The 14,973-nt window shown below is 43.4% G+C and carries 9 protein-coding genes; 3 read left to right on the forward strand and 6 right to left on the reverse strand.

Annotated features, from left to right (window positions below; genetic code table 11):
- Positions 1-24: 24 nt before the first annotated feature.
- Positions 25-3,168 carry a beta-galactosidase, LacZ type gene (gene lacZ, locus GC102_RS12620; RefSeq protein ID WP_171689862.1) on the reverse strand — a complete coding sequence of 1,048 codons (3,144 nt, stop codon included), beginning with the start codon at positions 3,166-3,168 and terminating at the stop codon, positions 25-27.
- A 136-nt stretch (positions 3,169-3,304) separates the two neighbouring features.
- Here lacZ and GC102_RS12625 point away from each other — a divergent pair, with 136 nt between their 5' ends.
- Both GC102_RS12625 and GC102_RS12630 read left to right on the forward strand, forming a co-directional pair.
- The gene (locus GC102_RS12625; protein ID WP_171689863.1) at positions 3,305-4,165 is read left to right on the forward strand and encodes an AraC family transcriptional regulator; all 861 of its coding nucleotides are present in this window, start codon (positions 3,305-3,307) and stop codon (positions 4,163-4,165) included.
- An 83-nt stretch (positions 4,166-4,248) separates the two neighbouring features.
- The gene (locus GC102_RS12630; protein WP_171689864.1) at positions 4,249-6,165 is read left to right on the forward strand and encodes a PAS domain S-box protein; all 1,917 of its coding nucleotides are present in this window, start codon (positions 4,249-4,251) and stop codon (positions 6,163-6,165) included.
- Positions 6,166-6,880: 715 nt separating this feature from the next.
- Here GC102_RS12630 and GC102_RS12635 read toward each other — a convergent pair.
- The 5 genes from GC102_RS12635 to GC102_RS12655 form a co-directional block, all read right to left on the reverse strand.
- A complete protein-coding gene (locus GC102_RS12635; RefSeq protein WP_171689865.1) occupies positions 6,881-8,014 on the reverse strand; it encodes a response regulator in 1,134 nt (377 codons plus the stop codon).
- 10 nt (positions 8,015-8,024) lie between these two features.
- On the reverse strand, positions 8,025-8,618 hold the full coding sequence (locus GC102_RS12640; RefSeq protein ID WP_171689866.1) for a chemotaxis protein CheB: 594 nt from the start codon (positions 8,616-8,618) through the stop codon (positions 8,025-8,027).
- Between the two features lie 27 nt (positions 8,619-8,645).
- Positions 8,646-9,476: a CheR family methyltransferase gene (locus GC102_RS12645; RefSeq protein WP_171689867.1), complete on the reverse strand. Its 831-nt coding sequence runs from the start codon at positions 9,474-9,476 to the stop codon at positions 8,646-8,648.
- A gap of 3 nt (positions 9,477-9,479) precedes the next feature.
- Positions 9,480-13,628, reverse strand: a complete 4,149-nt coding sequence (locus GC102_RS12650; protein ID WP_171689868.1) for a response regulator — start codon at positions 13,626-13,628, stop codon at positions 9,480-9,482.
- Between the two features lie 185 nt (positions 13,629-13,813).
- Positions 13,814-14,107 (reverse strand): hypothetical protein, encoded by a 294-nt coding sequence (locus GC102_RS12655; protein ID WP_047673785.1) that lies wholly within the window; start codon positions 14,105-14,107, stop codon positions 13,814-13,816.
- A gap of 163 nt (positions 14,108-14,270) precedes the next feature.
- Between GC102_RS12655 and GC102_RS12660 the strand changes: the two genes are divergently transcribed.
- The gene (locus tag GC102_RS12660) at positions 14,271-14,870 is read left to right on the forward strand and encodes a 50S ribosomal protein L25 (RefSeq protein ID WP_171689869.1); all 600 of its coding nucleotides are present in this window, start codon (positions 14,271-14,273) and stop codon (positions 14,868-14,870) included.
- Positions 14,871-14,973: the final 103 nt, after the last annotated feature.

Genomic DNA, 14,973 nt, shown 5'->3' on the forward strand with positions numbered 1-14,973 from the left:
CACTTTTCATTTGAAATGAATCACTTAAATTCCTTTAAACGTGAAAGAGTACGCATAATTACGGTTTGCATACAGCGTGAACTCTGGGTGTGTTCTGGCTCCCCAACTGTCATCCCCGCCAACACCCATCTGCTTATAGTTCACCCGCAGCACGACTTTGTCGCTAGCCGGCAGCTTATACGTATGGTCATGAGCTTCCAACTCGGAAGGTAAATAAGGCAAAGCGTTCAATTCAACGGTAGGAAGTCCTGTAATGCGGAGTCCACGCCCGTTCGCATCTGTCAACGTCGCCCAGCGCACATCCGTTTTATTGCCGCATTCCTGCGGGCGTAAGTATGGAACGAACTGTTCCTCAACGGTACCGCTGTGCAAAGCCAGCTTGGCGGAGGTTGCACGGTCCCAATAGTTCTCATGTGGACCGCGACCGTACCAGTTCAATTGCTGGAAGGAGCTGTCTAATTGGAAGAGTACGCCAATCTCCGGAATTTCAGGTAAATGAGCTCCAGGCACGAGCTCCATACGTACTTCTACTTCCCCGCTAGGTGATACCGTGTAAACCAATTGCACCTCGGAAGTTGGTTTTGTCGCTAATTCGAAGCGAACCTGCACCTCGGCGCGGCCATCGCCAATCGATTTAGCTGTCAAAGATTGCAGCGTTCTTCCACTTCCCGCCTCTTGCCATGGCGCGCAGCGAATGTGATGCTGGTTGCCGCGATCGTTATCGGTATAAGCACGCCAGAAATTTGGTGCAGGACCTGTCAGGAACAGCTCGCTTCCCTCGTACATGTAGGAAATGAGATCACCCGTTGCAGCATTGAATTGAAGAGAGAAGCTGCCTCCCTTAAGGCTAAGTGTTTCCTTTGTTGATGAAATTTGTACAGCTTCTAGAGTGGACAAGGTCGCCGCGGATTCTAGGGCTGCCTGTTCAGAATGAGACCAAGCAGCTTTACGAACTGGAAGCAAGAATTGCTCCCAAGCGATTTCATGTCCTTTCTGCGCCCAAATCGTATCTTCTTTCAGCTGTAGACTGATCGTCAGAACGAACTCATCTTTCGGCAAAATGGTTTCCATACGATCTAGAGCCAACTCAATTACAGCTGTTTCTCCTGGCTTCACAGTGAATTGTCCACGATTGGCTTCACCTACAGGCTCACCATTACGTGCGATGGACCATGTCCAATCAAACTCACTCAGATCCGTAAATAAATACTGATTCGTCACTTTCACTTGGCCACTAGCAAGATCGACTGCTTCAAACTTCACATTCTGGTAGCATTTCTTCACTTCATAGATCTTCGGTGATGGCGTCCGATCAGCGAAAATTAATCCGTTACCACAGAAGTTGCCATCATTCGGTGTATCCCCGAAATCGCCGCCGTAAGCTTGGTAGGTAACACCCTCTGGTGTTGTTGTTCGGATCGATTGATCGATCCAGTCCCAAATAAAGCCACCTTGGAGAACCGGATACTTATCAAACAACTCCCAGTACTTAAATAAATTGCCGCATGAATTCCCCATCGCATGGCTGTATTCACACAGAATAAACGGTTTCTTCGGCTTATTTCTCGCGTATTCTTCGATTTTCTCAATTTTGGTGTACATTTGACTTTCAATGTCCGACGCCGCATCTGATGCGCGGAAGTGGAAAACTCCTTCGTAATGTACAACTCTTGAAGGATCGGCAACACGCAAGAAGTCGTGCATTTTAATAAAGTTATCGCCACCGAACGCCTCATTGCCTAGCGACCAAATCACAATTGAAGGATGGTTCTTATCTCTTTGCATCATCGAATTCGCCCGGTCCAGCACAGCTCCCGTCCATTCTGGCTTACTTCCCGGTACAGCGTCTCCTTCAACGTCAGATCCATAGGTCCATGAGCCATGTGTCTCGAGGTTCGTTTCATCAATGACATACAGCCCATATTGGTCACATAGTTCATACCAGTGCGGGTCGTTTGGATAGTGCGAAGTCCGTACAGCATTGATATTGTGTTGTTTCATGAGCAAAATATCAGCAAGCATGCTTGCCTTATCAACAGAACGGCCACGATCCGTATCGAATTCATGACGATTAACGCCTTTGAACACAATACGCTCACCATTGATCTTCATCAAACCATCTTGGATTTCGAATTTACGGAAACCCACCTTGCAGCTTTCCGTTTCCAGCAGCGAGCCATTTTCATCTCTTAAGCTCAAAACAAGTGTATATAGAGTTGGCTTCTCCGCGCTCCATTTTGCAGGCCGATCCACTTGGACGGAGAGCTCTACTTCCTGTTTAACAGCGCCACTTACATTTACTTCTACAGAAAGAGGCTCATTCCATAGCGGCTTCAACTCACTATCATAAAGAGAAGCTTCCACACGGCGTGTGCCGCTGCTAAGTCCATCGTAATTCGTGACTTTTGCTTGAATACGCAGCTCCGCATTCTCGAAGGAATCGTCCAGATTCGTCAGCACCTTGAAATCTGAAATATGCGTTGTTGGCGTACTATACATATACACATCGCGGAAAATACCGCTTAACCGCCAGAAATCTTGATCCTCCAGCCAGCTTGCATCACTCCAACGGTAAACCTCGACGGCAAGCTTATTCTCGCCTTCTACCAAGTAAGGTGTAATATCAAAATCCGCAGGTGTAAACGAATCCTGACTAAAGCCCGCCAAATCGCCGTTAACCCACACATAAAAAGCCGATTCAACCCCTTGAAAGCTCATGTATACGGGTTGATCTTTCCATGCTGCCGGGACCGTAAAGCTGCGGGAATATGAGCCCACAGGGTTATACTTTACCGGTGCAAATGGAGCCTTCAAATCTTCATGGCCTACCCAAGGATAGATGATATTCGTATACTGCGGATAGTCGAAGCCTTGCAGCTGCCAATGGGACGGTACGGCGATGTCCGCCCAACTGCTGCAATCGTAGTCGCTCTTGTAAAACTCTTGCGGACGGCCTTGCGCATTCTCAGCAAAATGAAACTTCCAAGTCCCATTCAATGATTGGTAAGAATCGGACGCTTCACGAACTCCCGTTAGTGCCTCGTCTTCGGATTTGTAAGGCATTAATGTGGCATGAGCTTCCATGCGGTTTAATTGAAAAATCTGAGGATTATTATTCCATTCCGGGTATCCGTTTACGGGCGGTGTATATACGAATTTTTTAGCCATCTCTTGAATTCCTCACTTCTATAGATTGTATAAATTTCTTCAACTATCTTATTATTGTACAAGACAATAATTTCTTTTAAAATATAAGATAATACGCATCACATATTAAAAAATGAAAGAGTTGAACCTCAGAGCGATGGCTACCGATTACAGGAAATTTTTCCTCATTACAGAAACGGATCGGAAGCTTCCTCTCATCCTGGAAACAGTCGGTTACGAAAATGAGCAGAAGTTCTACAAGCGAGAAGAAGGCTACCCCTGCTTCCATTGGCTCCAAACCATTGAAGGCAGCGGAGAGATCATCCTCGAAAGCGGATCCATCAAGCTGAATGAGAATCAAGGCATGCTTCTGCCTGCCGGCGTCCCGCATGAATATAACATCACTGCCGCCAAGTGGTCGACGTGGTATTTAACCTTCGATGGTGCGCTCGCTGCTTCCATTGTATATGCCTTAGAGATACCATTATCCACAGCAATTAGCTGGGGTATGGAAACCCCTCTCGCTAGTATTCATGAGTACTATTACGAAAAGTACCGCTACAGCCATGACTTTACAGGTATGAATGGTTCACTTGAAATTTATCAATTCCTTACTCTGCTTAAAAAGCACGGCAACGTAAATAAAAGCGCATCCTTTTCCCAAAGTCACGAGCGTTTGCTGCCGCTTTTGCTCGAGCTTGAGATTAGCTTCGCATCTTCCGAGGTAGGACTGGGATGGATGTCTCAGCTGCTTGGCATAAGCTCTCAACATGTCAATACATTGTTCCGCAAAGCGTTTGGCCTCTCTCCTTACCAATACTTACTACAGCTTCGCCTACAGAAATCCAAGGAATTGCTAATCGCTCAGCCTAATCAAACGGTGAAACAGATCGCCGAAGCGACCGGCTTCCTCGACGCTTCGCATTTCATCTCTACATTTCGCAAATCCGTCGGTTTGACGCCTGAAGTTTTCAGAAATCAATACAACAAAAAGAACCAATCGGAGGATTTCCGTTAGTTCGAACACCTAGCCCAAAGTCGTTTTCGTTTCAAAAAAAGCTTATGATGGTTATATATGGGTAAAATGATTGGGGGCTAATGATGAGCAGCTTACAACACGATAACCATCGTTTCTTCGAGCAGATGGTTCAGTTCTCTCCTCATGGGATTGCCTGTTTATCCTTAAACGGGTCCCTAATGAAAGTTAATCCAGCATATTGCTCGATTCTCGGATATTCGGAAGATGAGTTCGAGAAGCTTAACATGCGTGAAATCACCTTTCCTGATGATTGGCTGCCCTACACGGATCAAGTTCAAAACTTGTTAGCTCGTGTGTCTTCTTCTTTTACCATGGATATCCGTTATTTGCACAAAAATGGCGACACCATATGGACATCCGTCCAACTCACTTTCGTTTATGATACTCAAACCGGGCAGCCTCTCTATGGTATCGTTCATATGACAGATATTTCACAGCTCAAGTCTATTGAACAAAAGCTTCAAGAGTCCATTGATCGTTATACCCCTCTGAAAATGCATACACATGATGCCGTCATTTCGCTTGATTTGGACGGAACTATTGTCAACGGCAATACGCGGGCACAAGAGTTGTTAGGCTTCTACAACAATGAATTCGTAGGAATGCCTTTTTCCAGATTTGTAGGCAAAAACAATGTAAAACAAATCCTTACCGATTCCCTACATGATGCTTCCATGGAGAAGAAGATTGATCATATTCGTCAAATCAATGGTCATATTGTTGAAGTACTGACGACCATCGCTCCCATCATCATGAACGAAATGAATGTTGGGTACTATATCATTGCCAAGGACATGACAGAACAGAAGAAATTAATGATTGAGAAGGAAACCGCTGAGAATACGAATAAAGCGAAGAGTGAATTTCTGGCGATAATGAGCCATGAAATTCGGACGCCGATGAATGGCGTTATCGGAATGACAGATCTTTTGCTGCAAACGACAACGTTAGACGAAGAACAAAAAGAGTACGTAGAGATTATTCATAAGAGCGGTGAAACGCTACTTCGTATCATTAATGACATTTTAGACTTCTCCAAAATTGAATCCGGTAAAACAGAATTACATGAAATCCCTTTCGATATCCGAGACACGATATCTGAAACGTTTAATATTTTATCGACCAAAGCGGATGAAAAGCAGTTAATCACGACATTTACAGTAGCTCCAAACGTCCCTCGCTCAGTAGTGGGCGATTCAGAACGGTTGAAGCAGGTACTTATTAATTTGGTTGGCAATGCCATCAAGTTTACACCATTCGGTGGAATCTCCGTACATGTCAACAAACGCGTACAAGAAGATCACATCATACAACTCGAATTCATTGTAAAAGATAGCGGAATCGGCATTCCAGCTGATAAGCGAAGCTATATCTTCGAGCCTTTCAATCAAGTCGATCATGTCATGACACGCAAATACGAGGGTACAGGGCTTGGCTTAGCTATTTCGAAAAAGCTGGTCCGACTTATGGGCGGCGATATTTGGGTAGAACCTACCGACGATCCAGGCACTACGATCATCTTCACCATTTGTCTCAAAGAGGATCACCATTCATATGAATACCAAGGTAATACGAACGAAGGTATCGCGTATGCTTCCCTACACATACTTATCGCCGAAGACAATGCCATTAATCAATTTGTTTTAATTAAAATGCTAGAGAAGCAGGGGCATATCATTACAGTTGCTGCTAACGGCGAAGAAGCAGTGAAGTTCGCCTTAAGGGACCGCTTTGATATCATATTTATGGATCTCCAAATGCCGATCATTAACGGATTAGATGCAACCGCAATGATTAAACAAACACTCCCGCCAGAACGATGTCCCATGATCGTCGCCGTAACTGCGAATGCCTTAAAAGAAGATCGCGAAAGCTGCCTCACTGCGGGCATGGATGATTATTTGAGCAAACCGATCAAAAATAAGTCCCTTCTTGATATCATCGAGACCTATATGAAGAACAAACAACTTTTGGGCTAAAACGACGTGGTGAATCGAGGGGTTGACTTCTCATTGTTGTACGTTGTACAACTCCAAACGATAACAAAATAAGACATCTACGTTCCGTGAAAATCTAGTGATATCAAGTGCGGATTGAATTTCGGTTGCAAATAGAAGAACTAAGGGTGCGGCCTGCCTGTGATTGGGCCATGTGACGTGCTCTGTTATCGGAGTGTTTAGCAGAAAGTTTGGTGCGAGGGCAGGTAGATAGAAATCTGTTCAAATACAGATAAACATCTGGTCAAATCCATGGATTATAGGTCGGCTAGAAATCGAGACTCCGTGGAGTGATTTCGTTCGGCATATAAGCGGCTAATCTGAGGATCACGTGGAACGAGGAGCCGTTATTTCGGTGGTTATGCCGTTGCAGGGCCCGTACGCGGAACGAGGTGGCGTTATTTTGGTGTTTTACCGGTTTTTACACCTCGAAAGCGGGAAATAGAGGCTCCTCGTTCCGCGAAAACGTGATATAGGCGTTTTTGAGCAAAATAAGGCTTCTACGTTCCGCGAAAATCTGGTGAGACCGTACGCGGGTTGAATTTGGGATGCTGATAGAAGAACTAAGGGTGCGGCCTGCCTGTGATTGGGTGGACAAAAAAACCGCCGCGGCGGTTTGAAGTGTTCCCCTTATAATAGACATTGGAAAAACCCCTGGGTTAAACCAATGCTCTCACAGAATCCGTTTCACTTTGTTTTAAAAACCTTGAGATATTGGCAGATGCACACGAAAAGTTGATCTTTCACCGAGAATACTTTCCACTTCCATGAGGCCATCATGTCTTTCAATGATTTTCTGCACCGTGGCAAGCCCTAGACCGGTACCCTCGTAGGCTTTGGCATTGTCCAGCCGTTTGAAGGGAGTGAAAATCGATGGGATGTCCTCATTTTTCATACCAATGCCATTATCTTGGATTTGAATGACAAAGGTATCCGGTTCATTTCCTTCCAATAAGGAAATCTGAATAATCGGCGATTGTTCCTTCCTACGATACTTCAGCCCGTTTGCGATAATATTTTGAAATAGTTGATACATTTGTGTTGCATCCGCTTGAATAATTGGAAGCCTGTCTTGAATGATAACCTGTCCTTCATTATGTTCAATCGTGCTGCTTAGGTCCGATATCACATTCATCACGACTTCATTCAAATCAACATTTCCGAAAGTAACCGATTTCGCGTTTAATTGGGCATAAGAGAGCAAATCGGTGATTAAGTGGTTCATCCGATCAGCAGTCGCTGAAATTTGGTTCATATATTCTTTACCTTTTGGCGTCATATCCGCACTATGTCTTGCTATAAGAAGCTCGCTCAACCCTGTAATTACATTCAGCGGATTTTTCAAATCATGCGAAACGACCTGGGCGAACTCCCTTAAGCTCTCGTTACTGCGCTCAAGCTCCGATTGAATGGCCTCTAGCTCTTTATTTCTTCGATTGAGTTCTAGAAATATTTTTACTTTGCTGAGCAGAATATCGGCATTGACAGGCTTGAACAAATAATCCACAGCGCCGCTCTCATACCCTTTGAATACGCTCTGGTCCTCTTTATTACTGGCTGTTACAAAAATGATGGGAATATGCTTCGTTTCCTCGTTACTTCGCAGCAGCTCCGCAAGCTCAAAGCCATCCATTTCCGGCATATTCACATCAAGTAAAATAAGCGCAAAATCATGGCGCAGGGTATAGGATAAGGCTTCGTTGCCTGATTGGACGACATACACTTCACAATGAAGCACTTGTAAAATTTTCTGCATAGCGAATAAATTTTCTTTCCGATCATCAACGACTAAAATTTTTGGCGCCTGATGCCTATTTTTCTGAGTATCCATATAGGCCCTCCTAACTCTTAGAATGATGGATTCGTTCGAGATCATGTAATTGTCTCAGAAACTTTCCTATGTCTTCTAAGGACAAAATATAATCAACCTTTACAGTGTCAATTGCTGCTTGTGGCATGACAGGGAACTCCGCCGTTTCAGGTTCCTGCACAATCGTTAAGCCGCCACTCTCCTTGATCGTCCTGAGTCCAGCACTTCCATCTCGATTAGCTCCCGTTAAGACAACGCCTACACACCCCTCTTGGAAGACAAACGCTGCACTATCAAACAAAACGTCAATCGAAGGCCGAGAATAATTGACTTTAGGATCAATGGATAGGCTTAACGATCGATCATCTTCAATGAGCAAATGATATCCAGGTGGAGCGAGATAAACGTGATGAGGTCGAATGGTCTCTTTATCTATCGCTTCTTTGACGTGTATAGCAACTTGTGTATTTAAATATTCAGCTAAATAGCTGTCACTGCTCTCCAAAATATGCTGAACGATGATAATCAGTAATCTGTAGTCCGACGGGAGATAAGATAACAGACGCGAGAGTGCCTTAAGCCCGCCTGCCGATACCCCCACAACAACGGCTTCCAATGGGCGCATGGGCTCACTCCCTCTCTATAACCTGTCTTACAATGGCAGCTGCTTCCTAAAAATTCTCCACTTAGAGGAGAGTGCTTCATACTGCGACTGGATCTCTGAAAACTCGATAGATTCCTTACTTCCGAGACACAGGAAACCGCGTGGAACAAGACTTTGATTGAAAAGCTGATAGACTTGATTTTGCAATTGCTTATCAAAGTAAATGAGCACATTCCTACAAATAATGAGATGCATCTCACCAAAGGCATTGTCCGTTGCCAAATTATGCTGTGAGAACACGATGTTTCTTTTCAAATCTTCCTTCATTTTGCCCATCTGATATTTAGCATGATAGTAATCCGAGAAGGAGGCCTTGCCTCCGCTTTTTTGATAATTCTTAGTGAAATTCCGGATACTTTCTAACGGGTAAATGCCTTCTTCCGCAGTAGATAGTGACTCTTGATTCATATCCGTCGCGTAAATCTGAACACGATCATAGAAGCCTTCTTCTTCCAGTAAAACAGCCATCGAGTAAACTTCTTCCCCAGTTGCACAACCGGCATGCCATATTTTCACAAATGGATACGTCTTCAGCATAGGAATCACGATACTGCGCAGCTCAACAAAAAACTCAGGGTCCCGAAACATTTCGGTTACGGTTACCGATATATCCAGCAGTAATTGATTGGCAAACGCTTCATCATAGAGTACCAATGGAATCATATCAGACAGTCGTCCAAGACTTGATTTCTGCCTGACATAGTGTAATCTTCTCATTAAAGAGGAACGGGCATAGTTACGAAAATCATACCCATGCCGCTTATAAATAGCTTCCAATACAAGATCGACTTCAATCTTTTCTGCTAGTTTTTCTGGCATTTTTTATCGTAAGAGCCAAACCCTGATTAATGATAATAATTTATCGGTATCCACCGGTTTCGTCATATAATCATTGGCTCCCCTCTCTATACATTTTTCACGGTCACCTGTCATGGCCTTTGCGGTTAAGGCGATAATCGGGAGGGACTGGAACTTCGGCATGGTGCGAATATGACTTATGGCTTCATAACCGTCCATCACCGGCATCATAATATCCATAATAACCAGCTCGATCCCGGTTTCACTTTCCATTTTATCCAAAGCCAGCTTCCCATTATCCGCCATCACGACATCCAAGCCATGTTTTCTTAATATTTTGGATAAAGCAAACGTGTTGCGAAGGTCATCATCCACCAGCAAAATTTTGCGTCCCTTCAAGGTTTCATCGGAATCACGCACCATACGAATCATTTCTTTCTGCGCTTGTGGAAGGGATTTATGTACGCTATGAAGGAAGAGAGAAACCTCATCCAGCAAGCGATCCGGTGAATTCGCTCCTTTAATCACAATGCTGTCCGTAAACTGGTTTAATTCCTTATACTCTTCCTGTGTGAGCTCTTTTCCTGTATTAATAATGATCGGCGGTATGGAGCCCTCTGAATCAACAACTAACTGCTGCAGCAGTTCAAAGCCAGTCATATCCGGCAATGTTAGATCCAGAATCACACAATCAAAGGGTTGTGATCGCATAAGCTGCAGACCTTCTTTACCCGTAGAAACACTATGGATGTCAACCTTCTTATGCTTGAGCAGTTCATGAATAGCCTTTTGATTATTCAAATCATCCTCAACCACTAAGACCTGTTGGATGCGCTCTTGCAGCTTATGCTCAATTTTGTTAAAAACAGCTTCGATGTCTTCCGCTAGAATCGGTTTGGACAAATAGCCGATGGCCCCGCGCTGTAAGGAGTCTGAGCTTCTATCTCGACCTGAAATGATGTGCACAGGAATGTGACGTGTTTCATTATGATATTTCAAATGATCCAGGACCTTCAGGCCGTCCATATCCGGAAGCCCCAAATCCAAAAGAATTGCGCTTGGAATATACTGCTTGGCTAATTGAAGGGCACTGAAGCCATCTCCTGCCGCAAGGCACTTGAATCCCTTTTTGTAAGACATGTCCATAAGAATTTTGGCGAACGCCGGATCATCTTCCACGATCAAAATAACTTTGTCTTGCACGCTATTCTTTAGGTTTTCGCGATCATCAGGCAAGAACGTTTTCGATGGCTGTGTCGCTAAAAGATGATCCTCCATAGTGCTTGCAATCAATAATTCGCTTGAAATCTGTAGAGAATCGGCTGCTGCAGCAACTTTTATCGATGCTATTTTTGGCTCCATCATTTCGACGTTAGCTGCTCCTCCGAGCGGGAGATAAAGCGTAAAGCTGCTTCCTTTCCCATCGGTACTTCGCATATGAATCTCGCCGCCCAATAGCTTAGCTAACTCTCTAGAAATGGTTAAACCAAGTCCCGTTCCTCCATATTTACGACTCGTCGTGCCATCCGCCTGCTGAAAAGCTTCGAATATAGCTTGCTGTTTGCTAGCAGGAATACCTATCCCCGTATCGGTTACAGTCAAAGCTATAGCTCCATTTTCTTCCAGATGGTTATTTTGATAAGCCGTTCCTGTTCCAGCACGCGCGATCTCAACCGTAACGCTTCCAGAAGCCGTAAACTTAAATGCATTGGATAAAAGGTTTTTCAGGATTTGTTCGGTACGCTGACCATCAGTCGTCACGATTTCCGGGATTTGATCATCAAGTTTTAAAATAAACGAAAGGCCCTTTTCTTTGGCAACTGGATTAAATTGGTAACGAAGTGACTGAAGTAAATCGTCCAGCCTCACTTCTTCCATTTGGATGTCCAATTTGCCCGCTTCCACTTTGGATAAATCCAAAATATCGTTAATTAAAGTCAATAGATCTAAGCCGCCGCTATGGATAATTTTAGCCGACTCGATTTGATCTTCTGTTAAATTACCATCTTCATTCGAGGATAATGATTTAGATAAAATCAGCAAGCTGTTAAGCGGCGTCCGGAGTTCATGCGACATATTGGCCAAAAACTCTGATTTGTACTGACTCGCTTGCTCCAACTCTGTGGCTTTTTCTTCTAAGTCCTGCTTCGATAATTGAATAAAGGCATTTTGCTTTTCGATGTCGGCTTTTTGCACTTCCAAATAGTTAGTTTTCTCTTCAAGCTCCTCATTAATTGCCTGAAGTTCCTCACTTTGGATTCGCATCTTTTCTTCGGATTTCTTTAGCATCAGCGTCTGCTCTTCCAATTCTTCATTGGCCGTGCGCAATTCTTCCTGCTGTGTTTGAAGCTCTTCCGTTAATAGTTGTGATTCACGCAATAAAGCTTCCGTTTTCTGACGGCTGTTAGCGGCTTGAATGACAACGCCCAATGTATCGGATAATTGCTCCAATAAATCATGCTCTATGCCAGTAAATGGTTTAAAAACGGCAAGCTCTATAACGGCCAACACTTCCTCCTCGAAGAGGATAGGAAGAACGACGATTTGGAACGGTTTCGATTCCCCAAGACCTGATTGTATGTGTATATAATCGCCAGGCACATTCGATAACAAGATAGACTTTTTCTCAAGAATACATTGACCCACTAGACCTTCCCCAGGTCGAACCCGATTGGCTACGTTCTTTCTTTCTTTAAAAGCATAACTGCCCAAGAGTACAAATTCATTGGACTGATTCTGACTGGAATGAGTGTCTTTCAAATACATAATACCTTGACCTGCTCCGACAAGACGCGAAATTTCAGATATAAGCATACCCACTAGCTGCTGTACACTTGCAACGCCTTGTGCAAGCCCCGTCAGACGAGCTAACTGCGTCTTCAACCAGAATTGCCGCTCATTTTCAGCGGTTGTTTCTTTTAAAGAGGTCAGCATTCGAATTAATGCCACACTCAGCTGATCTCGATCTGAACGAGGAACAATCGTCTGCTCATATTCTCCTAATGAGATGCGATCTGCCTGGGTAATGACCTCTTTAAAGCTAGCTACCATGTGATTGAAAGCTTCCATCAGCTCGCCAAATTCATCCTTCGATTGAACATCCAGATGAATATCTGTAACGCCTGTCAGAATGAGTTCCGTAGATCTCTTAAGCAGTCGGATTTGAGATAAAAGCATTCTGGATATCAAAACGATGACCAAAAATGAGAGGATTAGAATAACGACGTTAAATATGGCCACACCAATCAATGATTGTGTATTACTCTTTTTGATTGATTCCATGCTTTGAATTAATTCTGACGAAAGTCCATCCTCAACCTCTTTAAGAAGATCTACTTCTTGTGTCGCCACGTTGTACCATAACTGAGAATCCACTCCTAGGGCTTTCCCAGGTTCCGCTTTTAGGACTAGTTGTACGAGACGATCGACCTCGGTAACATCTTGTCCTTTCATCGTCTTCTGATAGAGTTGTTGCGCTGCCTCTGTTGCGAGTAATTTGGATTCTTTATAATAAAGCAATTGTTCGTTCTCTAACACACCGATCTGTTCAATATCATTGAAATCAGCACGATTCGCGGAAAAAACATGAAATAATACTGCGCGCTCCCTACTTACTGCAACCTTACTTTTGGAAAACAAAATATAGGAAGTAAGCATGTTTGAAATTTGTTTATTCGAGCTTATTTCGTTCGTGTTTTGCATCATATCAAAGAGACTGTTTATCGTTTCCAAATAAAAGGAAAGTGTGTCATTCTCATTGGCTTTCCCCTGATCAAGTTGTGTCCTAAGAATCACCATTTGGTCTAGCTTGCTTACAGCAGTATTTGCATCTTTCTTAAACTTATCACCCAAAACGGATGTGTTCAGTGACTTTAATTGCTCACGAAAAGCATTTGTCTTATCTTCAGTAAACTTACGTTGATCAACTAGTTGACGGGTAACCGTTTTATCTTCAAAGTAACCTGATAATAGGCTCCGCTCTTTCTGAACCTCATGAATCAGATCATTGATGTAGATTTCCGTTGTAACCAGTGACTGCAACCTGTTCAGTTCTGACAGCTCTTTCACTTTTTCATAGATGGCATTGGAGGAGAAATATAACAACCCCAACATAGGCAGTACAATCATAAGTATCAGCTTGTAATTTATTTTAGCGTTCCGAATCCATTGCATGTGGCAAGCCCTCTCTTTGGTTGAGACTGTGTATCAAGTTTAAGTATACATATTCAACAAATTACGACAAACTCCCTCTTTTTCGAGCGAAAAAGGAACAATAGTGTGCTTGCAAAAGCATATACAAAAAGGACAGAACGATTGGGATCGTCTGTCCTTGGTAGATTCAACTATTACCGAAGAAACTAGTGGTTCGGAATAAATTCACTATGAATTTCGATCAGCTTTTGGACGAATATCTCAAAATCATTTTTACTAGAAGAAAATTTGAAATCGGTTACACCAGTGTTGAAATCAATAACCGTTAAAGCTACACGATTGAGTGGATATTCTGGAATAGGCTCTGAGGCAAGAGAAATATTTTTGAAAGGGTAAATGGATGTTTCACCGTAGAAACGAAGCACAGTTAAATGATCATCTCTTAACTCTAACGAAATTTGTTGATCTGAATCAGTGAAACTCTTCAGTGTACTCATCATTTATCAATCCTCCTCTTGTCCTCTATTTTACTATCAAATGAGAAGATAAAGAAGCCCAAAACGAAAAATTTTCCTAACTCCACCCTGTTTCAATGCACAATTTATCGGGTAAATGAGTACTAGGGCTGAAAGCCGCTCTACAAATGCTACGGAGGTGCAACACATGTCTACAACGATTTTACTATCCGAAAGATCAGGTCCTGTAAAGAAGCTGCGAGCTGGGGGGCATATTCCTGCTGTGGTCTATAGCTCTCGTATGGATTCCGAACATGTTACTGTCCCTGAAAAAGAAATCCGCGCATCACTGAAACGCAATCCTCATGCCATCCTGAATGTTACCCTGCCGTCCAAAACCAAACACCCTGTAATCGTCCATCAAGTCCAGAAGGATTGCTTGACGGGTCAATTGCTGCATATTGATTTTCTTCAAATTAATATGAAAGAACAGCTTGATACATCGATTGCCGTCCATTTCACGGGAGAAGCTAAGGGCACCAAGGAAGGCGGTATTCTCCAAATAGAAACTCATGAGGTCATGATCCGCTGTATGCCGAACAAGCTCCCGGAACATCTCGCCGTTGATATTAGTAAGCTAAGTATCGGCGAACATATAACCATCGCTGATCTTAAGGTTCCCAAGCATGTTGAAGTGTTAAGTGATCCAGAAACCATTCTGGTCACTATACTTGGCATGCAGAAACTTGACGAGGCGGTTGAACCAGTTGCAGAACAGGCAGAGGAAGCTGTCGAGTCTAAAGCTTAAAGTGTTTGCCACAATGACACAGGAATAAGAAAACCGGCTCTTTACGCAGCTTATGCGGAAGAGTCGGTTTTTAGTTTATTAATTAAATGGAATTAGCTCTTTT

It is taken from the genome of Paenibacillus germinis (assembly GCF_013141785.1).
GTDB classification, from domain to species: Bacteria; Bacillota; Bacilli; order Paenibacillales; family NBRC-103111; genus Paenibacillus_E; species Paenibacillus_E phytorum.